The sequence below is a fragment of the Devosia lucknowensis genome, from assembly GCF_900177655.1.
In the GTDB taxonomy this organism is placed as follows: domain Bacteria; phylum Pseudomonadota; class Alphaproteobacteria; order Rhizobiales; family Devosiaceae; genus Devosia; species Devosia lucknowensis.
The window spans coordinates 1,663,758-1,685,012 of sequence record NZ_FXWK01000001.1; the positions used below are offsets into that span (position 1 = coordinate 1,663,758).

General features: G+C 63.6%; 21 protein-coding genes. 9 read left to right on the forward strand and 12 right to left on the reverse strand.

Annotation, left to right across the window (positions count from 1 at the left end; genetic code table 11):
* Positions 1-317: 317 nt before the first annotated feature.
* Positions 318-1,817 (forward strand): inorganic phosphate transporter, encoded by a 1,500-nt coding sequence (locus tag CCK88_RS08190; RefSeq protein WP_086469963.1) that lies wholly within the window; start codon positions 318-320, stop codon positions 1,815-1,817.
* 6 nt (positions 1,818-1,823) lie between these two features.
* Here the strand turns inward: CCK88_RS08190 and CCK88_RS08195 are convergent, their stop codons facing one another.
* The 4 genes from CCK88_RS08195 to CCK88_RS08210 all read right to left on the reverse strand — a co-directional run bounded on the left by CCK88_RS08195 (position 1,824) and on the right by CCK88_RS08210 (position 3,636).
* Positions 1,824-2,291 carry an NUDIX hydrolase gene (locus tag CCK88_RS08195; protein ID WP_140048928.1) on the reverse strand — a complete coding sequence of 156 codons (468 nt, stop codon included), beginning with the start codon at positions 2,289-2,291 and terminating at the stop codon, positions 1,824-1,826.
* A 104-nt stretch (positions 2,292-2,395) separates the two neighbouring features.
* Positions 2,396-2,611 (reverse strand): cold-shock protein, encoded by a 216-nt coding sequence (locus CCK88_RS08200; RefSeq protein ID WP_046104661.1) that lies wholly within the window; start codon positions 2,609-2,611, stop codon positions 2,396-2,398.
* A 315-nt stretch (positions 2,612-2,926) separates the two neighbouring features.
* Complete coding sequence (locus CCK88_RS08205; protein WP_086470872.1) at positions 2,927-3,202, reverse strand: hypothetical protein; 276 nt, start codon at positions 3,200-3,202, stop codon at positions 2,927-2,929.
* Between the two features lie 83 nt (positions 3,203-3,285).
* Positions 3,286-3,636 carry a DUF423 domain-containing protein gene (locus CCK88_RS08210; RefSeq protein WP_086469965.1) on the reverse strand — a complete coding sequence of 117 codons (351 nt, stop codon included), beginning with the start codon at positions 3,634-3,636 and terminating at the stop codon, positions 3,286-3,288.
* Positions 3,637-3,713: 77 nt separating this feature from the next.
* Here CCK88_RS08210 and CCK88_RS08215 point away from each other — a divergent pair, with 77 nt between their 5' ends.
* Positions 3,714-5,138, forward strand: coding sequence for an MATE family efflux transporter (locus CCK88_RS08215; protein ID WP_086469966.1), 1,425 nt, complete (start codon positions 3,714-3,716; stop codon positions 5,136-5,138).
* Here CCK88_RS08215 and miaA read toward each other — a convergent pair.
* Positions 5,135-6,028: a tRNA (adenosine(37)-N6)-dimethylallyltransferase MiaA gene (gene miaA, locus CCK88_RS08220; protein WP_086469967.1), complete on the reverse strand. Its 894-nt coding sequence runs from the start codon at positions 6,026-6,028 to the stop codon at positions 5,135-5,137. The genes CCK88_RS08215 and miaA overlap by 4 nt on opposite strands.
* 282 nt (positions 6,029-6,310) lie before the next feature.
* Between miaA and serB the strand changes: the two genes are divergently transcribed.
* Complete coding sequence (gene serB / locus CCK88_RS08225; protein WP_342068314.1) at positions 6,311-6,928, forward strand: phosphoserine phosphatase SerB; 618 nt, start codon at positions 6,311-6,313, stop codon at positions 6,926-6,928.
* Positions 6,929-7,072: 144 nt separating this feature from the next.
* On the opposite strand, the gene hflC is transcribed toward serB, so the two are convergent.
* The 7 genes from hflC to CCK88_RS08260 all read right to left on the reverse strand — a co-directional run bounded on the left by hflC (position 7,073) and on the right by CCK88_RS08260 (position 14,204).
* Positions 7,073-8,182 carry a protease modulator HflC gene (hflC, locus tag CCK88_RS08230; protein WP_086469969.1) on the reverse strand — a complete coding sequence of 370 codons (1,110 nt, stop codon included), beginning with the start codon at positions 8,180-8,182 and terminating at the stop codon, positions 7,073-7,075.
* A gap of 3 nt (positions 8,183-8,185) precedes the next feature.
* Positions 8,186-9,277, reverse strand: coding sequence for an FtsH protease activity modulator HflK (gene hflK, locus CCK88_RS08235; protein ID WP_086469970.1), 1,092 nt, complete (start codon positions 9,275-9,277; stop codon positions 8,186-8,188).
* A gap of 63 nt (positions 9,278-9,340) precedes the next feature.
* Complete coding sequence (locus tag CCK88_RS08240) at positions 9,341-9,862, reverse strand: dihydrofolate reductase (RefSeq protein WP_086469971.1); 522 nt, start codon at positions 9,860-9,862, stop codon at positions 9,341-9,343.
* A 164-nt stretch (positions 9,863-10,026) separates the two neighbouring features.
* Positions 10,027-11,166 (reverse strand): iron-containing alcohol dehydrogenase, encoded by a 1,140-nt coding sequence (locus CCK88_RS08245; RefSeq protein WP_086469972.1) that lies wholly within the window; start codon positions 11,164-11,166, stop codon positions 10,027-10,029.
* Positions 11,159-12,088: a dihydrodipicolinate synthase family protein gene (locus CCK88_RS08250; protein ID WP_086469973.1), complete on the reverse strand. Its 930-nt coding sequence runs from the start codon at positions 12,086-12,088 to the stop codon at positions 11,159-11,161. Before CCK88_RS08250 ends, CCK88_RS08245 begins: the two co-directional genes overlap by 8 nt.
* Positions 12,085-13,035 (reverse strand): 4-hydroxythreonine-4-phosphate dehydrogenase PdxA, encoded by a 951-nt coding sequence (gene pdxA / locus CCK88_RS08255; RefSeq protein WP_086469974.1) that lies wholly within the window; start codon positions 13,033-13,035, stop codon positions 12,085-12,087. Before pdxA ends, CCK88_RS08250 begins: the two co-directional genes overlap by 4 nt.
* Positions 13,032-14,204: a sialidase family protein gene (locus CCK88_RS08260; RefSeq protein ID WP_086469975.1), complete on the reverse strand. Its 1,173-nt coding sequence runs from the start codon at positions 14,202-14,204 to the stop codon at positions 13,032-13,034. Before CCK88_RS08260 ends, pdxA begins: the two co-directional genes overlap by 4 nt.
* 295 nt (positions 14,205-14,499) lie before the next feature.
* Between CCK88_RS08260 and CCK88_RS08265 the strand changes: the two genes are divergently transcribed.
* The 6 genes from CCK88_RS08265 (at position 14,500) to CCK88_RS08290 (ending at position 21,253) form a co-directional block, all read left to right on the forward strand.
* Entirely contained in the window at positions 14,500-16,005 is a 1,506-nt protein-coding gene (locus CCK88_RS08265; RefSeq protein ID WP_086469976.1) for an ABC transporter substrate-binding protein, read from the forward strand.
* Between the two features lie 70 nt (positions 16,006-16,075).
* Positions 16,076-16,990: an ABC transporter permease gene (locus CCK88_RS08270; RefSeq protein WP_086469977.1), complete on the forward strand. Its 915-nt coding sequence runs from the start codon at positions 16,076-16,078 to the stop codon at positions 16,988-16,990.
* A gap of 9 nt (positions 16,991-16,999) precedes the next feature.
* The gene (locus tag CCK88_RS08275) at positions 17,000-17,923 is read left to right on the forward strand and encodes an ABC transporter permease (protein ID WP_086469978.1); all 924 of its coding nucleotides are present in this window, start codon (positions 17,000-17,002) and stop codon (positions 17,921-17,923) included.
* Positions 17,916-19,529, forward strand: coding sequence for an ABC transporter ATP-binding protein (locus tag CCK88_RS08280; protein ID WP_086469979.1), 1,614 nt, complete (start codon positions 17,916-17,918; stop codon positions 19,527-19,529). The genes CCK88_RS08275 and CCK88_RS08280 overlap by 8 nt, the downstream gene beginning before the upstream one ends.
* The gene (locus CCK88_RS08285; RefSeq protein ID WP_086470873.1) at positions 19,522-20,565 is read left to right on the forward strand and encodes a four-carbon acid sugar kinase family protein; all 1,044 of its coding nucleotides are present in this window, start codon (positions 19,522-19,524) and stop codon (positions 20,563-20,565) included. Before CCK88_RS08280 ends, CCK88_RS08285 begins: the two co-directional genes overlap by 8 nt.
* Positions 20,555-21,253 (forward strand): FadR/GntR family transcriptional regulator, encoded by a 699-nt coding sequence (locus tag CCK88_RS08290; RefSeq protein ID WP_086469980.1) that lies wholly within the window; start codon positions 20,555-20,557, stop codon positions 21,251-21,253. The genes CCK88_RS08285 and CCK88_RS08290 overlap by 11 nt, the downstream gene beginning before the upstream one ends.
* The last annotated feature ends 2 nt before the right edge of the window (positions 21,254-21,255 follow it).

Consider the following 21,255-nt stretch of genomic DNA (forward strand, 5'->3'; position numbering starts at 1 on the left):
CGGGCGTTACGTGCTTTCTGCCTTAAAACCGCTTCGCCGGAAAAAAGGCAATAAAAAAGGCCCCGTTCGGGACCTGTTTTCGGCGCACCAGCTCGTCCGCGGGTTTCACCCCACGTTGCCGATGCGCCTACCTACTACGAGAATGAGTGCCCGCACGGGACCTCTCCAAAACATAAAGACGGTGCATTGATACGGGCAGACGGCGGCCGAAGTCAAGCGGCGCACGAACATCATCGAGAAAAGCAACTTTACGTCTGGTAACGCCTTGCTGAGATGCTATGGGCGGAGGCCCGAAGATTATTTGACAGTATGATGACATGACCAAAAGCGCGCTCGACAAGGATCTGCAGCAGGTTTCGGGCTACGAGTCTGCCAGTTCCGATCTCGGCCGATCTCTGGCAGCGCCCGGCATTGCGCTGGTCTTTCTCCTTCTGGCGGGCGTATGGGCGGCGTTCGCGACCGGACAGGGCCCGGGCACCTACGTGGTCGTAATCGGTGCCCTGATTGCCGGCTATATGGCGCTCAACGTCGGTGCCAACGACGTCGCCAACAACATGGGGCCGGCGGTCGGCGCACGCGCCATCACCATGGTCGGAGCCCTCGTCATTGCGGCCATATTCGAGGCGGCGGGTGCTCTGCTCGCTGGCGGCGACGTCGTTAACACCGTTGCCCGCGACCTGCTTATTTCGCCCGAAATGGAGGCGCGCACGTTCATCATGGTGATGATGGCGGCGCTCTTGGCATCGGCGCTCTGGGTGAACCTCGCCACCTATATCGGCGCTCCCGTTTCGACAACGCACGCCGTGGTGGGTGGTGTGGTCGGTTCGGGCATCGTCTCGGCCGGGTTCGGCATCGTGAACTGGCCAGTGATTGGCGCTATCGCCACGAGTTGGGTCATCTCGCCGATTCTCGGCGGCATCATTGCAGCGGCCTTCCTGATCATCATCCGATCCACCATCACGACAAGATTGGACAAGATCACGGCCGCGCGCGTGTGGGTCCCCATTTTCGTGGCGGTGATGACGGGCGTCTTCGCCATGTACCTTGCGACCAAGGGCCTGAGCCGCATCTGGAAGCCAGGCTTTGGAACCACCATTGCCCTCGGCGTCGCCTTTGGCGCCCTCGGGTGGCTAGCCGCAATGCCTTGGGTCCGTCGACAATCCAGAGACATGGAGAACCGCAAGAAACACGTTTCGCGCCTGTTCCGATTGCCCCTCATCGTATCGGCCGCACTGCTGTCGTTCGCGCATGGCGCCAACGACGTCGCCAATGCCATCGGCCCCTTTGCAGCGATCGTCACCACAATCCAGACGGGACACGGCGAGGTGGCCGGGATCGAACTGCCCTTCTGGGTCCTTGCGATCGGCGCCATCGGCATTTCCTTGGGCTTGGCGCTTTTTGGCCCGCGCCTGATCCGCACCGTCGGAGAACAGATCACCAAGCTCAACGAAATCCGCGCCTTTTGCGCGGCTCTTTCGGCGGCTGTCACGGTGCTGGTCGCCTCGGCGCTCGGCATGCCGGTTTCATCGACGCACATCGCGGTGGGCGCGGTGTTCGGCGTCGGCTTCCTGCGCGAATACATCTCCCGCCGCGACATGGAGGGGTCGGCGGTGCCGGTCAATGCCAGGATGGTGGCGGCCAGCCAGTTGAATGCGACACCCGAAGAGGCCTTGGCGAAAGCGCGCAAGGTAGAGTCGCGCCTGCTGGTGCGCCGTCACCACGTCTTCAGCATCGCCGCGGCCTGGATCGTGACGGTCCCCGCCTCCGCCGCGCTGGCCGGCCTGCTTTACTTCGTGCTGAGCGTCGTCATTCCTTAGGCGACGTCATTTGCCGGCCGCCGGCACCAGCCTGTTGTGCAGCTTCAGGGCCAGATTGCCGAGCGAGCGATCCGTCAGCAAACGGCGTGCCTCCGAAAGTGTCGCCCAGTGCCGGAGGCGCTGGTCCTGCTCCCGCCAGGAATCCCGTTGCTCGGTAACGAGCAGCGGGTAGAGGTCGACATCCACCAACGCGACCCCATCTGCGCCAACGCTGGCCCGATAGCTGCCGACGGGCTCGTGATCGATCCTGCCGGACACACCGGCTTCCTCAAGTGCTTCGACAGCCGCACTATCCCAAGGGGTCATGTCCGGCTCGATCGCCCCCTTGGGGAAGATCCACTTGCCGCTGCGGCGCGATGTGATGAGCAAGAAAGCAACGCGGCCTTCAACGAGCGCATAGGGTAGAGCCCCAGCCTGACGCAGGTCGGACTGTGTTTCTGCCCGCGGGCTCCAATGCCGTAGAAAGTCGCGCATCCCGCCTCCGGAATCGTCAGTGTGGCCCTGCTATAGGTCAGTCACAGGCGCGCACAAACAAAAAAGGGCCCGGAGGGCCCTTTCGAAACTGAGAAAGAAATGAGTTAGCTCAGCAGGGTGAGATCGGTTGCGGAAACCTTGCCGTCGCGACCGGTCTGCAGCTCGAAGCTGACCTTGTCGCCTTCATAAAGGCCCTGCAGGCCCGAACGCTGAACGGCGGAAATGTGGACGAATGCATCCTTCTCGCCATTGTCGGGCGAAATGAAACCGTAGCCCTTGGTGGTGTTGAAGAACTTCACGGTACCGGTGATGGCGGCCATATCAATGGTCCTCTTGGTCTGTTGTGCCACGAAGTGGCGGAAGGGTTCGTCCGGGACGTGCGATCCAGGACTTACGGTTCACGAGATCAGGAGGTAGCCTAGTTTCCGGTCAGGCCGGTCGTTCAGATAGCGCAAGACAAGTGGCACGTATTTGATAACTATCGATGTTTCCCGAAAGTTTTTCAAGCCACCCGATCTTGCCGACGTCAGCGGTCGTCTTGCACAAAAAAGAGCACCCGGTTGGGGGGCCAACCGGGTGTCTGGCGCCTGGGGGCGCTTGGCCGCAGGGGGCGCTGCGGCATAGGGGTAAATCGATTAGCCGCGCGGGCAGGTATCGATGTACTGGGTGCCGTTGGCGCGACGGTACACGCAGCGGTCACGGCTGGTGCCATAATAGCCCAGCAGTTCACCGGCAGCAGCACCGGCAACAGCGCCGATACCGGCACCAACGGCGGTGCCGACGACATTGCCGCCGGTTGCAGTGGCACCGATGATGCCGCCGCCGATAGCGCCGACCGTGGCGCCCTGCTGAGTAGTGGTACAGGCGGCCAGCGACAGCGCAGTGGCGGCGACGATCAGGATCTTGTGCATGAATTCCTCCAACGAGATGCTCGCACTGGGAAATGCACGGTCCCGTGAATGGTTCCGCAGCAGTTTTAATCTTTCTTAATCGATTATCGGCGGCGCACCGCGCCAGCGATGGCGATGCCCAGCCAAGCAAGGATCATCGCCGCTCCTCCAAGTGGCGCGGCGCCAGGGAAAACGGCATGGCCCAACCATTCCCTTAAGGTCAGATCCACGCCGAAAAGCAGGGTACCGAAGGCAAGCAATGCGCCTGAACCGACCAGCATGCGGCCTTGGGCAAGGAAAGCCAGGGCCAGAAGCGCCGGTCCGTGCGCGAGATAGATCGTGGAGAGGGCAGAGAGGTTCCGACTGCCCTCATGGGATGCCGCTGCTGCGGCAGCCACTCCAGCCGCACCAATGACGCCCGCAGAAATCAGCAGAACTCTGGATAGCACGCGCATCGAGAAACCTCCTTGTATGTGCTTCCGCATCGCACTGGTTTGGACTACAGCATGACCCGCGAGTGAGAGAAATAACGATGAGTGAGAATGCCGCGCTGGCAGTACCCGCGCACGCGGTTGCCCCCGCCTCCATAGGTTGGGGCGATGAACTCCGCGCCACTTTTGCCCTGGCCTGGCCGCTTGTCATAGCCCAGCTGGCACAGAACGCGCTTCATACTACCGACGTCATCCTGCTCGGCTGGCTTGGTCCTGCCTACCTTGCTGCCGGCACGCTGGGCACGACCTTCTTCATGCCTTTCCTGTTGTTCGGCGTCGGGGTCGTGGGCGCAGTTGCACCACTCGTCGCCCAGGCGCGTGGCGCGCGCAATATCAAGGCGATCAGGCGGGTGGTAAGGCAGGGCTTCTGGGTTGCCATCCTTCTTGCGGCCCTCCTTTTGCCCATCGTTCTGCAGATCAAGCCAATCTACCGCGTTCTCGGCCAGGATCCTGTCGCGACCGATATGGCCGAGCAATTCGTGCAGATCGTTGCCTGGTCCCTCTTTCCCGCCATCGGCATCATCGCATTGCGCTCTTTCCTGTCCGCCTTCGATGCTACGCGCGCTGTCCTCGTCATCACGGTGCTCGGCGTCGTCGTAAATGCCCTCGCCGCCTACACCTTGATCTTCGGACATTTCGGTTTCCCCCGCCTCGAACTCCGAGGGGCCGCCATTGCGACGCTGTTGACCAATATCGTCATGTTCCTGGTGATGCTGGCCTATGTGGTGCGACATCGGCGGTTCAAGCGCTTCAACATCCTGATGCGCTTCTGGAAGCCCGACTGGGGGTACTTCCGCTCGATCTTCATCATCGGCACGCCAATTGCCCTGACCGTCCTTGCGGAGGTTGGCATGTTCACGGCCGCAGCACTGCTGATGGGCCGCATCGGCACTGACGAAGTGGCTGCCCATGCCGTGGCGCTCCAATGCGCGTCGATGGCCTTCATGGTGCCCCTGGGCCTGGGGATCGCCGCCACGGTGCGGGTCGGGGTAGCCTATGGGCGCGGCGATCGCGAGGCCGTGCGCAAGGCCGGCTGGATGGCCTTCATGCTCGGCACCGGCTTCATGGTGATCTCGTGCCTGGCCTTCCTTTTCCTGAGCCGGCCTATCGTTTCGCTGTTTCTCAATCCGGACATAGAAGCAAACGCGAATGCCGTCGGCCTTGCGGTGTCCTTCCTGGCCATAGCAGGGATCTTCCAGCTGGTGGACGGCGCACAGGTCACGGCGGCCCATGCTTTGCGCGGCCTGAGCGACACAAAGACCCCGATGTTTCTCGCCATTTTCGGGTACTGGCTGATCGGCCTGCCCACCAGCTACGTTCTGGGCATCGTGCTCGGTTGGGGCGGCGTCGGCATCTGGACGGGGCTGGCCGTGGGATTGGCCGTTGTTGCCGTTATTCTGGTGACGCGTTTTGCCATGCGGGAGCGGCTGGGTCTGCTGCGGCGCATGGGGACGATCGAGGCCTAGCGGCGATAAAGGCCGGCTTCCACCTGCGGCCAGTCACCCATCCGATTGCGAAACCAGGTGCGCTGGCGCTTGGCATATTGCTGCGTGGCGATGGTTGCGAGCGAAATGGCCCGCTCTCTGTCCATCTGACCATCAAGCCAGTCAGAAATTTCGCGGACCCCGATCGCCTTCATCGCAGGCAGCGACGGGTCCAGTCGCATGCGTCGCAAGGCCTCCACCTCGGCGACGGCGCCCGTCTCGAACATAGTGGCGAAGCGTCGTGCGATCCGCTCGCGCAGCACCTCGCGGTCAGGGTCGAGAAGCATGCGCTCCAGCGTCCACCCCGAAAGCAGACCTGGCCGCTGGTCAACCTGGTAGCTCGATAGCGTACGGCCGGTCGCTCGTTTCACGGCTATCGCGCGCGTTACCCGCTGGGGGTCGGCGACCTTGAGGCGATTGGCGGTGTCCGGATCCTCGGCCCGCAAAAGGGCCATGCGTTCAGCCTCGCCGAGCTCTTGAATCTCTTGCTGAACTTCAAGCGTCAAACGCGCATCGACTTCAGGCACATCGGCGAATCCATTTGTCAGCGCATCGAAGTAAAGTCCTGTCCCACCGACGAAAATAACCTCACGGCCGCAGTCTGCTCCAGCAAGAACATCGCCCACTGCGCGCACCCACTGTCCGGTCGAGAAGCGCTCCGAAGCTGGAACGGTGCCATAGAGCCGATGCACGGCCAGTGCTTCATCCTCAGCGTCGGGACGGGCGGTGACGACCCGCAGCGTGTCATAGACCTGCATGGAGTCAGCGTTGATGATGAGCCCGCCCGACATACGGGCGCGCTCGAGCGCCAGCGCCGACTTGCCGCTCGCAGTCGGACCCGCTATCAGCACTGCGCGCCTTTGGCCTGTCACCGAAAACTCCCGAAAGTTGCTGCCACCATGCCGGTCCTCTCGCTAATCGCCAATCCCGCCGATCCCGAACTGGATACGGCATTGGCCCAGGCCGTATTGGCCGAAACCGGTGGCGAATTGAACTGGCTCAACCACGGCGTCGCCTGCGATATTGTCGAGCCCACCGCGCCGCAAGCCCTTGAACTGGCACGAGACCTTATCGGCCGCAAGGCTGTGGATGCCAATTTGCTTCCCAGCGAAGGTCGGCGGAAGCTCCTGCTCGTTGCGGATATGGACTCGACCATGATCGAGCAGGAATGCATCGATGAATTGGCCGCCGCCCTCGACCTCAAGCCGCAGGTCGCCGAAATCACGGAACGCGCCATGCGGGGCGAGCTGGATTTCGGGCAGGCGCTGGACACGCGCGTCGCCCTACTCAAGGGGCTAGAGCGTTCTAAAATCGAGGAAATTCGGCGCGAGGCGATTACGCTCATGCCCGGCGGCCGGGCTTTGGTGCAGACCATGAAGGCCTATGGCGCCTACACCTCGCTGGTCTCGGGCGGCTTCACCTTCTTTGCCGATTACTTCGCCAGGCGCATCGGCTTCGACGAGGCCATCGCCAATGTGCTCGAATTCGACGGTGACAGCTTGAGCGGCACGGTGAGCAAGCCGATCGTCGACAAAAACACCAAGAAAAACAGGCTACTGACCCTTGCAAGCGAGCGTGGGTTGGATGTCAGCCAAACCATGGCCGTCGGCGACGGGGCCAATGATCTCGACATGATCGGCGCGGCCGGGTTCGGCGTCGCCATCCACGCCAAACCCGTGGTTGCGGAGGCCGCCGGCATCCGCATCGACCACGGTGACCTCACCGCCCTGCTCTACCTACAAGGTTATGCAGAAGACGATTTTATTCGATAATTTTTCGACTTCTTGCGTTCCTGGCACAGCACCGGAACGGACTTCGCTAACGTTTGGTCAGCGTTTGACCTGCTGCAGATGCGAAAAACGAAATGGGCCGGCGCATCACTGCGCCGGCCCATCGTTTTCGTCCGTCTCAGCGCCTTACTGAGCGGTTGCCGGTGCGGGCGCCGGCGTTGCTGCCGGAGCGGTTTCCTCCGCGGGAGCCGGTGCCTCGGTGCCGATCGTGGGCGAGAGCTCCGATCCATCTTCCAGCGTCATGGTCGGCGCGATGGTTTCCTCGATACCCAGACCATCGAGCGCCGGCTCATCCGAACCCGTGCCGATATTGGGCGCGGGCTGCGGGGTGATGGGCGGGTTGAAGGTCGGGCTCGCTGCCGGCAGCTGACCATCCGAACCGAAGTAACGGAAGAAGGCACTTTCCGGAGACAGGACCATGGTCGTGCCCGTGTTGCCCAGAGCCGTGCGGTAGGCTTCCATCGAGCGGTAGAACTCGAAGAACTCCGCATCCTGCCCATAGGCCTGGGCAAAGATACGGTTCCGCTCGGCGTCGCCCTGACCACGGATGATATCCGCGTCACGGGTTGCCGCCGCCACGATCTCGGACGCCTGACGTTCGGCGATAGCGCGCAGGCTCTGGGCCTGTTCGTCACCGCGAGCGCGGAGCAATGCGGCTTCGGCGAGACGCTCGGCGCGCATACGCTCGTAGGTCCGCTCGAAGACTTCCGCTGCGAGCTCCGTGCGCAGGATACGCACGTCGATGATCTCGATACCGATCTGCTCGACGTCCGGACGGATGAGGTCGCGGGCTTCGCGCATCATTTCCGGACGCTGCTCGCTGAGAGCCGCGTTGAATTCGCGCAGACCGTAGACCTGACGCAGCACGGCGGCAAAACGCGTCGCGATACGATCGTCGACCACGGCCAGCGAGCCCTGGGCGCGCTCGCGGAACAGACGCGGATTGGTGATGCGATAGGTCAGGAACGCGTCGACTTCATAGAAGGCGCCGCCGGAAACCTGCACGCGCAGGTTGGTGAGATCCTGACGCAGCAGACGATCTTCGATGATCTGCACCTGATCGACGAAGTCGGTCGGGATCTTGAAGTAAAGACCCGGGTCGGTGCGGACATCGGTGATCTGGCCAAAGCGTGTCACAATGGCCTGTTCGCGCTCGTTGACCACGTAGACCGACGAGAACAGGACGTAGAGAGCGGCCAGCACGACCGCGCCGATGATAAAAAGACGATTGGTCATGACTTACTGCCCCGTGCTGGTGTTGGCGCGGGAGCGGAGCTCCGGCAACGGCAGATAGGGGACGACCCCAGAGCCGCCGGCTCCATTTTCGACCAGGACCTTCTCGGACGTGCTGAGAACCTGTTCCATGGTTTCGAGGTAGAGACGCTGACGGGTGACGTCGGGCGCGTTGACATATTCGGCATAGACCGAATTGAAACGCTCCGCCTGACCGGTCGCTTCCTGAACGACCTGGTTGGCATAGGCCGCCGCTTCTTCGCGCTGGGCAGCAGCCTGACCGCGCGCATCACCCAGGAGGGTGTTGGCGTAGGATCGGGCTTCTTCCTGAACGCGGTCCTCGTCCTGCTCGGCGCGCTGCACTTCGTTGAAGGCATCAGCCACTTCCGCCGGAGGCTGTGCGCCTTCGATGGAAATCTGGCTCACGGTCACACCGAGGCCATAGCTGTCGAGGATGGTCTGAGTGATCTCACGAACTTCGGTTTCGATGCCGGCCTGATCGTCACGGAAGACATCGTTGGCCGGACGGCGACCGACGACTTCGCGCATCGCGCTCTCGGCCGCATTCTGCACCATAGCCTCTGGATCGCGGACGTTGAACAGGTAGTCGATCGGGTTGGCCACGGCCCAGAAGACCGAGAAGCGCACGTCGACGATGTTCTGGTCGCCCGAGAGGATGAGACCGTCGTCGTCACCCGCACGGCCACTGCCGGTCGAGGTGCCGATCGTCGTCTGATTGACGGTGACGGTAACCTTCTCGACGGTTTCGATGGGCCAGAGATGGAAATGCAGGCCTGGCGTGGCGAGCTCTTCCTTGGGCTTGCCAAGGCGCAATTCGACGCCGACTTCCTGAGGATCGACCGTGTAGATCGAGTTCAGCGCCCAGAAGGCCACCAGAACAAGCACACCGCCGACCAGCAGCCAGCGGCCGCCGGGCAGACCACCGCCCAACTGGGCCCGGCCGCGGTTCAGAATGTCTTCGAGATTGGGAGTATTATTGCCCGGACGGCGTGGACCGCCGCCGCCTCCACCCGGCGCCTGGCCCCAGGGGCCGCCATTATTGCGGCCGCCTCCGCCACCATTATTCTCCCAAGGCATCGCATTCCTTTCGGTGTCTGAGAAAAATCTGTGCTGCCATATATAGGCAAGGCGCGCGCCCGATCAATGCGCGGAGCCGTGAATGCGCTCGTAAACCCTTACCGAATATGGAGCGTCATCCTTTTCCGATCGCGGCACGTCCGGTTCGGCTACAGGCGCCCAGATTGCCGGATCGATCCGGGGGAAGCGGACATCGCCCTCGGGCTCCAAGTCGACATGCGAAATGTAGAGACGATCGGCCAACTCGATCGCCTGCGCGTAAATGTCGCCGCCACCGATCACCATGATCTCGTCCTCGGGGCTCGCTTCCGCGAGCCGCTTGGCGGCTGCCAGCGCCTCCGCAAGGCTGCGGCGCACGATCACGCCCTCGCGCACGTAGTCGTGCTGCCGGGTGACAACGATATGCGGGCGACCGGGCAATGGCCTGGGAAAGGTTTCGAATTGCTTGCGGCCCATGACCATTGGCTTGCCCATGGTGGTCTGCTTGAACCAGGCGAAGTCAGAGGGGATGCGCCAGGGGATGGTCTGGTCGGCACCAATGACATTGTTGCGGGCAACCGCGGCAATCAGGGAAATCTTGGTCATGCAGCCGAAGGTATCGGTTCGAGCCGCCCAAGGCGATAGGCCATGACGCCGCTGCTACGCCTTCATCCGCCCTCCCCGAACACGCGACCGAGTGTGGCAGCTGACGTCGTGGAGGGCAAATTCGGGGTTCACGTCCCGCGGCGGATTGCGGCTGCGGGCCGGTTTCAGGCCATGGCTGCCCGGTAGATCGAGAGAACGTCCTCGACGGACATGTTTCGCGGATTGTTGTCCATGAGCCGGCGGATGGCATGCGCTTCCGCAGCCCAGCTCGGCAAGTCGTCGCTCGCCGCGCCGTGCGCCGCAAGGCTCATTTCGACACCCAGTTGGCGGCAGAACTCGTGCGCGCTGGCCCGGACGATACGTTCGTCCGCGTGATTGGGCAGGCCCAGGGCACGCATGATGGCGGCGGTCTTTTCCGGACGGTCGGGCGCGTTGAACGCCAGGACATGCGGAAAGATGATCGCGTTGGCCAGACCATGCGGCAGCTTGAGGCGGGTACCCAGCGGATAGGCCAGAGCATGGCCTGCGGCAGTATTGACCGGACCCAGGCACACACCACCGTAATACGACGCGAGCATCATGCCGGCGCGCGCCTCGGTATCGGACCCGTCGGCGACGGCGCGAGCGAGATATTTTCCCACCAGTTCGATGCCAAGGGTGGCATAGCCATCGATGAGCGGGTGCGACTTGATGTTGGTGAAGGCTTCGACGCAATGGGCCAGAGCATCGATGCCGGTCGCTGCAGTCACGGCTGCCGGTACCGAATAGGTAAGCTCGGGATCAAGCACGGCGATGTCGGCCAGCATGAAGGGGCTTTCGACCGCCAGCTTGGCAAGCGTTTCCGGGTTGGTGACGAGCGCGCGAATGCCCGCTTCGGAGCCGGTGCCGGAGGTTGTCGGCACCTGCGCCAGCGCCGTGCGCCGGCCGGCGACCTTGTTGGGGCCGACGACGTCGAGCACGGACTGCTCACCGTCCCAAAGAACGGCAACGAGCTTGGCCACATCCATGACCGAGCCGCCGCCCAGACCGATGACAAGATCGGGCTTGAACTGGCGCGCCGCGGCCAGTACGGCCTCCACCGCCGGCAGATCGGGCTCGGGCGGAATGTCGACATAAGTCTCGACCGCGCCGGCAAGGCCGATGCGATCGACAAAGCCGGCGGTGGGCGCCATGGCGACGACGAAAATGCGCCGATAGGCTGAGGCCCACGAGCCCAGGCGGGCGATGGCACCCACGCCGATTTCCAGCCGTGCCGGTTGAATGAGAGTGATGGCGCGCGCCATCGACAGCGCCGGACTAGACATTGTCCTGGGCCTCCAGCGCATCCATCTGCCCCCAGACGGTGGCGATCTCGTCGGCGGTCAGCTCGACCAGCGGCGGCCGCACCCGGGTCCAGCCATCATGATTGCGACGACGGGCCAGCATGGCCTTGATGGTGGGAAGCTGCACATAGGCGTTCGACAGGTCGCGCCAGGCATTGATGCGCGCCTGCGCCGCATCGACCGTGGACTCCCGGCTTTCGTCGAACCAGTTGTCGAACACCACGCGCAGGTGCTTGCCGATCAGGTTGGAGCTCGAGGTGATGCACCCTGCCCCACCGGACTTGAGCAGCGGCAGCATGAATGGATCGGCGCCCGCCAGGACGGAGAAATCGTCGAATGCTTCGGCGAAGGCGCGCATGCTTTCGATCTTGCCCGACGAATCCTTGACCCCGATGAAGACGCCCGGAAAGGCTTCGCGCAGACGAGCGGTCAGCTCGATGGAAATGCCGATCTGGGCGATGGGCGGGATATGGTAGAGAATGACGCGCAGGTCATCGCTTCCCACGCCCTCGACCAGTTCCGCATAGAACCGGAACAGGCCCTCGTCGCTGACGCCCTTGTAGTAGAAGGGCGGAAGCACGACGCAGGCTTTGACCCCGGCGTCGACGGCATGTCTTACGAGCGTGACGCTGTCCGGGACATTGGTCTGCGACGTCCCGGGCAAAAGGCGCTGGGGATCGAGACCGCCGGCAATGACCTTTTCGAGCAGGTCCCGACGCTGGGCGAGGGAAAAGGAATTGGCTTCGCCGGTAGTGCCGAGGAGCGCGACGCCATCGCAGCCTTCCGCGATCAGCGCCTTGCAATGCGCAAGGAACGTTTCGTGGTCCGGCGTGCCGTCGGCCAGGACCGGCGTGGCGGAGGCGCAGTAGACGCCGGAAACGGGGAGATTGCGGGCGGGATTCATTGCGTCTTCCCCGAAACGAGCCGCCGCGCATAGGCGATGGCGGACTTCATGTTGGTGTGGTTGGCCTTGCCGGAGCCGGCAATATCGAAGGCCGTGCCATGATCGACCGAGGTGCGATCGATGGGCAGGCCCAGCGACACGTTGACGGCGGTATCGAAGGCGACGAGCTTGATCGGGATATGGCCCTGATCGTGATATTGGGCGACGACGAGGTCGAAGGCGCCGTTATAGGCGCGGTGGTAGACGGTGTCGGCCGAGATCGGCCCCTGCACGTCGATACCCTCGGCCCGCGCCATGGCGACGGCCGGCACGACCTGCGCATCGTCTTCGCTGCCGAAAAGGCCATTCTCGCCGCAATGGGGATTGATGCCGGCGACGGCGATGCGCGGCTTGTCGTAGCCGATGCGCTTGAGGTGCTCGTTGCCGGTGCGGATGGTGGCGAGGATACGCTCGGGCGTGGCCCGGTCGATGGCGGTCTTGAGCGACACGTGGGTGGAGACGTGGATCACCTTGAGGCGATCCGAACCGAGCAGCATCCAGGCGGTCTTCTGGCCGGTGAGGTGGGCCAGCATGCCGGTGTGGCCGTCATAGTGATGGCCGGCAAGGTTCAGCGCTTCCTTGTTGATCGGTGCGGTGACGATGCAGCCGATGGTGTCGGCCTCGGCATCGCGCACTGCCTTTTCGATGAAGCGGAAAGCGGCGTCGCCGCCGCGCGGATCGAGCTTGCCCCACGGCAGCGGGCCGCCTTCGATGGGGAGGTCAACCACGAGGCCGGCGAGATCGAGATCGGCGCCGACGGCATCGCGCGCCTTTTCCAGCGTGGCGAGATTGCCGTAGATGCGCGTGCGGGCGCGCTCGTCGGCGCCCATCTCCGCCAGGGCCTTGACCGCGATCTCGGGGCCGACGCCGGCCGGATCGCCCATGGTGATACCGATAATGTCGCTCACGCTTTGTCTCCGTCGATCCATCCCGCAGGGAGACGGACGTATTTTATGGCGCGCCGGAAATAGGTGTAGGCGAGGTGCAGTTCGCCCCCCTCGCCTTCCAGCAGGTAAGGATAGGACAGCTCCTTGTTGCGCCCGTCGACCGAGTTGTTCGACAGGCACGTGCCGGGGCTGTCGTCGACGACGCGGCGCAGGGGCCAGGTGAGACCGCCGTCGGTGGATATGCACAGCGTCATCGGCGCACGCGGCACGCCCCAGATCGGCGCACAGCCGCCGCTGGCATCGGGCCGGTCGTCGCCCTCCTCGATCTCGTCGTAGAGCGAAGTCCGGCGATCGGCCGAGGTGGCTGATGATGTCGGGTTGCACAGCATGGCCAGCCGCCCATCAGCGAGGCGTATGACGTTGATGGAGGAATTGTTGTTGGGCACGTCGGTCGGCGCGGGCTCGGACCAGGTGACGCCACCATCGCGACTTTCGGAGCGATGCACGAAATCGGACTGGCGGCGGCGATAGAAGGCGACCATGTGATCGCCATCTGTTGGCACGATTGTCATGTGCACCGAGCCGATCGAGCCGGGCACTTCGGACATGGTCCAGGTCGCGCCCTCGTCATGGCTGACGGCGACGGCTGCGGTATCGTGGCTGCCGTTCCAGCGCTGGCCGGGGCGCGAGATGCAGCGGAAGACCGGCATCATCCAGGCGCCATCGGCCCGGCGAATGAAGCGGCCGCGAATGAAGCTGCCGAGCGGCAGGTCGATCTCGCGCGGACGGCCACCGGACAGCGCGCCGTTTTCCAGCGAGACGGGCCGCGCCCGCAGCAGACACTCGTCCTGATTTCCCGAAGGCTGAGCGGTATGGAACAGCTGCCACTCGCCACGACCATTGCGCCAGAGCACGGGGTTCTGCTCCGACCGATCGGGATCGTCGCTGAGCTGTACGGCCTCGCTCCAGCGGGTAGCGCCGGGCGCAAGGGTCGACGCATGGATGGAGATATCGGACTTGCCCTCGAGCGAGCCGCCGAACCAGAGGCACGCCAGCGTGCCGTCGTCCAGGCGCTCGATGAAGGCAGCATGATTCTGCACCATGGGCGACGGCAGAAAGGCCTCGGAACGACCCTCAACGCCCTGCACCAGCTGTCCATCCATGCGCGCTGCAATCTCGTCTGGCGACATGCTTCTCCCCTTGTCTCGTCGCCGCAAAATTCACGGACAAGCACATGTTGTCAAGTTCATTGACATACAAATTCGGTCCATAGAGTGCGCAGCGTTACATTTTTCGTGTTTTTATTCAATGAATTAAACGATGATGATGACGGCTGGTAAAAACTTTCCGACGTTTTAATTTGACAACCTCAAGGCAAATGCGAATAGTGCCGGCCCATGGCGTGCACTCGAACGCACATCCATTTCGCATGAGAGCCAACGCAGCGCGCCTCATGCCGCCGCCTAGCTGCGATGGGAGGAACCATTGAAAGTCAAAACCCTGTTGATCGGCGCACTACTGGCGTCGACCACGATCGTCCCGGCCTTTGCCCAGGCCGATACCGACATCACCGTGGTGCTGAGCGAAGAGCTTGACCTGGTCGAGCCCTGCATGGCGACCCGCTCCAACATCGGTCGCGTGGTCATGCAGAACATCAGCGAAACGCTGACCGAACTCGACGTGCGGGGCGATGCCGGCCTGATGCCGCGCCTGGCTGAATCGTGGGAAGACCTCGGTGAGGGCACCTGGCAGTTCAAGCTCCGCAAGGGCGTGACCTTCTCTGATGGCTCGACTTTCGACGCCGCCGACGTCAAGCACTCGTTCGATCGCGTGTTCTCGGACCAGATCACCTGCGAAAGCGCCCGCTACTTCGCCGATACCGAGCTGGGCTTCGAAATCGTCGATGACCACACGCTCAACGTCACGGCCAATCCGCCGCAGCCGATCCTGCCGCTGCTGATGAGCCTCGTGACCATCGTTCCCTCGGAAACCCCGATGGAATTCGTGCGCGACCCGATCGGCACCGGCCCTTATGTCATGTCCGAATGGACCGCCGGGCAGCAGATCGTTCTCGACCGCCGCGACGATTATTGGGGCGAACAGCCCGAAGTCACCAAGGCGACCTACGTGTTCCGCTCCGAGCCGGCCGTTCGTGCTGGCATGGTTGCAGCCGGTGAAGCCGACATCGCTCCGCAGATTACTGCCGAAGCCGCGGATAACAAGGACCTCGATTTCGCTTACCCGAATTCGGAAACGGTCTACCTGCGCATCGACAACCAGGACGCACCGACCGACGACATCCGTGTCCGCAAGGCGCTGAACGCCGCGATCGACCGCGAAGCCTTCATCGGCACCGTCCTGCCCGAAGGCACCGAGCTGGCCGTTGCCATGGTGCCGCCGACTACGCTTGGCTGGAACCCCAACCTGACCCCGCCGGCCTATGATCCGGACCAGGCCAAGGCCTGGCTCGAGGAAGCCAAGGCCGATGGCGTCGACACCAGCCTGCCGATCGAAATCATTGCCCGCACCGAAAACTTCCCGAACGTGACGGAAGTGGCAGAAGCCATCACCCAGATGCTGGTCGATGTCGGCTTCAACGCAACCGTGCGCATGGTGGAAGTGGCCGAGCACGAGCAGTTCTACTCCAAGCCCTACCCGGAGAGCGAAGGCACGCGCCTGATCATGGCGCAGCACGACAACAGCCGCGGCGACCCGGTCTTCTCGATGTTCTTCAAGTATGCCAGCGAAGGCACCCAGTCCGGTGTGGCCGATCCCAAGCTCGACGAGATGATCGCCGCAGCGTCCGCTGCCACCGGTGACGAACGCGCCGCCCTCTGGTCCGAAGTGTTCAAGTATGTCCACGACGACATCGTCGCCGACGTCCTGCTGTTCCACATGGTCGGTCTCAGCCGCGTCAGCGAGCGCCTGGACTTCACGCCGACCATCGCGACCAATGCCCAGCTGCAGCTGAGCGAAATCGGCTTCAAGTAAGCCACTTGTCTCGAAAAGGGCGATGCCGGACCATCCGGCGTCGCCCATTTGCCGACCAGGGAACATCGCCATGACCAAAATGATCGGACAGCGCGCCATCGCCAGCCTCCTGTCCCTGCTGGGCCTGATGGTTCTGGTGTTCTTCCTGTCTCGCCTGACCGGCGACCCCGCCGTGCTGTTTCTCCCCATCGACGCGACCGAGGAGATGAAGCAGCAGTTCCGGACCCTGCATGGCCTCGACCTGCCGCTGATCGAGCAGTTCGGCCGCTATGTCTGGGATCTCCTGCATCTCGATTTCGGCGAAAGCCTGCGCAAGGCGCGCCCTGCCATCGACATCGTTCTCGAAGCCTATGCCTGGACCCTGCCCCTCGCGCTCATCACCATGAGCCTTGTCGTGGTGGCAGCCATCATGCTGGGCTCGCTGGCAGCCTTCAATGTCGGCGGTTTCTTTGATCGCCTCGTTTCCATCATCTCGCTCGTCGGGGCCTCCGCCCCCGACTTCTGGATCGCCATCGTCGCCATAGTGGTGTTCTCTTTGGGCCTCGGGTGGCTACCGACCTCGGGCGTAGGAACGCCCTGGCACTGGATCCTTCCCGTCGCGGTTCTCTTTATTCGTCCCTTCGGTCTCGTCGTCCAGGTGGTGCGCGGATCCATGCTCTCGGCGCTCGCAGCACCCTATGTGAAGACGGCTCGCGCCAAGGGCGTGAAGAACCTGCCGCTGATCTTCGTCCACACACTGCGCAACGGCATGCTTCCGGTGATCACCGTGATCGGCGACCAGGCCGCCGCCATGCTCAACGGTGCGGTGATCGTCGAAACCATTTTCGGCTTCCCCGGCATCGGCAAGCTGATGATCGACTCCATCCTTCAGCGCGACTTCAATGTCGTGCTGGCGGCGATCATGGTCACCGCCCTCGCCATCTTCATCATGAACATCCTGATCGACATCGCCTACGGCCTGCTCGATCCGCGGATCCGACACTAGGAGGCGGTGATGACGGACCTGTCGCTCGCCAAGGCCCCGAAAGATACCGCCCAGCGCGGCCCCAACCTGCTGTCGATGCTCTGGCGCGACAAGCTGGCCTTCATCTCTGCCGTGATCCTGATCCTGATCGTGCTGTTTGCCCTGTTCGGTCCATGGCTTTTGGGCGACATGGCGATCAAGCAGAACCTGCGCGGCCGCAACCTGCCGCCCTTCAGCCTCGACCGCGGCTGGCAGTTCTTCCTTGGCGGCGACTCGCTCGGCCGCCCCATGCTGGCGCGCCTGGTCGTCGCCGCACACAGCACCATCCTGATCGCCGCGGGCACGGTGTTCTCGGCTCTGGTGGTCGGCGCCGGGCTTGGCCTCGTGGCCGGCTACATGGGAAAGACCACTTCGCAAGTCATCATGCGGCTGGCCGACGTCATCATGTCGTTCCCGTCGCTGCTCATCGCCGTCGTGGTGCTCTACGTGCTCGGCCCATCGATCCCGAACATGATCCTGGTGCTGGCCATCACCCGCATCCCGATCTACCTGCGCACCACCCGTGCCGAGGTGCTGGAAGTGCGCGAACGCATGTTCGTCCAGGCGGCCATCGTCATGGGCGCCAATCATGGCCGCATCATCCTGCGGCACGTCCTTCCGGTCGTCGCCCCCACGCTGGTGACGATCGCCACGCTGGACTTCGCCTTCGTCATGCTGGCCGAGTCGTCGCTGAGCTTCCTCGGCATCGGCGTGCAGCCGCCCGAGATCACCTGGGGCCTGATGGTGGCGCAGGGCCGTCCCTACCTCAATACCGCCTGGTGGCTGGCCTTCTGGCCCGGGCTGATGATCGTCATCACCGCGCTGTCGCTCAACCTGCTGTCGAACTGGATGCGCGTCGCCCTCGACCCCGCCCAGCGCTGGCGCCTGGAATCGAGGAAGACGAAAAATGTCTGAGCCGTTGCTGTCGGTCAAAAACCTCTCCGTCGACTTCCACACCGCGCGCGGCACGGTCAACGCCGTCAAGAATGTCAGCTGGTCGGTGTCGCGCGGGGAAACGCTGGCGATCCTGGGCGAGAGTGGCTCGGGCAAGTCCGTATCGGCCAATGCCGTGATGAACCTGCTCGATATTCCACCCGCGGAAATCGTCTCGGGCGAGATCATCTATGACGGCGAAGACCTGCTCAAGATTTCCTACGAGAAGCACCGGGCGCTCAACGGCAAGAAGATCGCCATGATCTTCCAGGATCCGCTGGGCCACCTCAACCCGGTTTATACCGTGGGCTGGCAGATCATCGAGATGATGACGGCCCACGGCCGCCCTGCCGACATGGCCCGGGCGCGCGCACTGGAGCTGATCACCCGCGTCGGCATGCCCGAACCCGAACAGGCGATGCACAAATATCCGCATCAGTTCTCGGGCGGCCAGCGGCAGCGCCTGATGATCGCCATGGCGCTGATGCTCAAGCCCGACATCCTGATCGCCGACGAGCCGACCACCGCACTCGACGTGACCATCCAGGCCGAAGTGTTGACGCTGCTCAAGGAATTGCAGGCCGAGACCGGCATGGCGCTGGTGCTGATTACCCATGACCTGGGCGTGGTAGCGGAAATCGCCGACCGCGTCGTGGTCATGAACAAGGGCGAGATCGTCGAGACCGGGACGGCCCGCGATGTCTACCATTCGCCCCAGCACGCCTACACGAAAAAGCTCATTGCCGCCGCTCCCGGCAAGGGCGCGATCAAGCAGACCGATGAAGCGGCGCCCCTGCTCCTCGAAGCCAAAAAGCTCTGCAAGACCTATGGAAAGTTCGCCGCGCTCAAGGACGTCTCGCTGACCCTGGCGCGCGGGCAGAGCCTGGCCGTCGTTGGCGAAAGCGGTTCGGGCAAGTCCACGCTGGCGCGGACCATCCTGCGGCTCGAAGATGCCGATAGCGGCGAGGCGCTGTGGAAGGGTCGCGACCTGATCCGCATGAATGCGCGCGACCTGCTCGGATGCCGGCGCGAAATCCAGATGGTGTTCCAGGACCCCACGCAGTCGCTCAATCCCCGCATGTCGGTGTACCAGCTGATCGCCGAGGGGTGGGACATCCACAAGCTGATGCCGGAAAAGGCGAAGCGCCGCGCACGGGTGATCGAACTGCTCGAGCAGGTGGGCCTGTCGGCAGAACATGTCGATCGCTATCCGCACCAGTTTTCGGGCGGACAGCGGCAGCGCATCGCCATTGCCCGGGCCCTGGCGCTCGAGCCCGAACTCATCATCTGCGACGAAGCCGTTTCGGCGCTGGACGTCTCGATCCAGGCCCAGGTGATCGCGCTTCTCGACAAGCTGCGCGAAGAGCTTGGGATTTCCTTCCTGTTCATCGCCCATGACCTCGGCGTGGTGCGCGACTTCGCCGACACGGTGATCGTCATGAAATCAGGCGAAATCGTCGAGCGCGGCCCGGCCGGCCAGATCTTCGACAATCCGCAGCACGCCTATACGCAGCGCCTGCTCGCGGCCAACCTCGATCCCGACCCGGACGTGCAGGCCAGCCGGCGTGCCGGCCTCGACCATGGCTGAGCTGGCGATCATCGCCGACGACCTTACGGGAGCTCTGGACGCTGCCGCGCCCTTCGCCGCACGCGGGATTGCGACGGCAGTTGCGCTCGGCAACGGGTCGCTGCCCGAAGCGATCGCCAGTGGGGCACGTATCGTCGGCGTCTCGACCGACAGCCGCGAAATCGCGCCCGAGGCAGCAGCAGCCGCCGTGCGCCGGACGCTTAGATCGCTGTCGGATGGTACGCGCATCTTCAAAAAGGTGGATTCCCGCCTCAAGGGCAATATCGCCGCCGAACTCGACGTCCTACCCCACGGACGCAGTCTCGTGGTTCCGGCTATTCCCGATTTCGGCCGCGTGACACGCGCCGGTCACATCGAGGGCTTTGGCGTCGGGACCCCGATCGATATCGCCTCACGCCTGGGCAACCATGCGCTGAGGGCAGATATCCCCGATGCGATGACGCCGGCCGATATCGAGCGGGCCCTCGAGCATCAGTACGATCTCGTCATCGGCGCGCGCGGCCTCGCTGAAGCAATGGCGCAAATGATGGCGCCGGACGCCGGCGCGCGGCCCACCCCTCTTCCAGGCGGCAGAGCCTTCTGCGTCATCGGCTCGACCGACCCCATCACCATGACCCAGTTGGCAGACCTGCGCGCCAGCGCCGGGGAGATGGCAGACCTCGTCGCCCCCAACGGCGTCGCCCCGACATCTGCCGGGGACTTACGGCTGACCCTGATCCAGGCAGCGCAGGGAGCGGACGAACTGGACGGCAAGGCCGTCGCTGCCGCCCTGGCCGCATCGCTGCGGCGCTTCTCGCCGGGAAAGGGCGACCTGCTCGTCCTTTCTGGCGGCGCCACGGCGCAGGTCATTCTCGAGGCGATCGGGATCGATATGCTCATTCTCTTGGGAGAAGTGCAGCCCGGCCTGCCCATCGCGCAAGCGGGCGGCTTGACTGTGGTCACGAAATCGGGCGGTTTTGGCGCACCGGACTGCCTCAGCCGTCTACTTGCCCCCTATGCCAGCGCCAGGAGCCCAGTGCAGTCTCATGTCGGATAGTTTGGTCGGCCGCCGCAGCCTTGCCGATACGGTGTTCGAGCGCATCCAGCGCTCCATCAAGTCGGGCGCCTATGCCGTCGACGAACGCTTGCCCACCGAGCATGCCCTGGCCAGCGAATTCCAGGTGTCGCGCCCCGTCATCCGCGACGCCCTGCAGCGCCTCAGGGACCAGGGCCTGATCTATTCGCGGCGCGGCGCGGGTAGTTTCGTGCGCGAACAGGGCGTGCGCGAGCCGCTCGGCTTCGGGCAGATGGAGAACCTTTCCGATCTCCAGCATTGTTACGATTTCCGCCTGACCATCGAGCCGGAAGCGGCCGCCGTGGCAGCCAGACGGCATACCCCCGAGTCCCTGCAGAAAATCCGGACAGCGCTGAACCTCCTGCGCGACGCCACCAACCGCCAGGCCCACCGCGCCGACGCCGATTTCATGTTTCACCTCAGCATCGCGCAGGCCGCAGGAAACCCCTATTTCGTCACGGCGATGCAGGCGCTAGAGGAGCACATCGCGGTGGGCATGCGCCTGCACGGCCTGTCGCTCAAGAGCACGACCGATGGCCTGGCGCGCGTGCTGGTCGAGCATGCCGACATACTCGCGGCGATCGCGGCCTCTGACGCCGAGCTGGCGCATAACCTGATGCGCGACCACCTGCAGGGGTCGCGGGACCGCCTGTTCCTGCCCCAGCGCTGAGC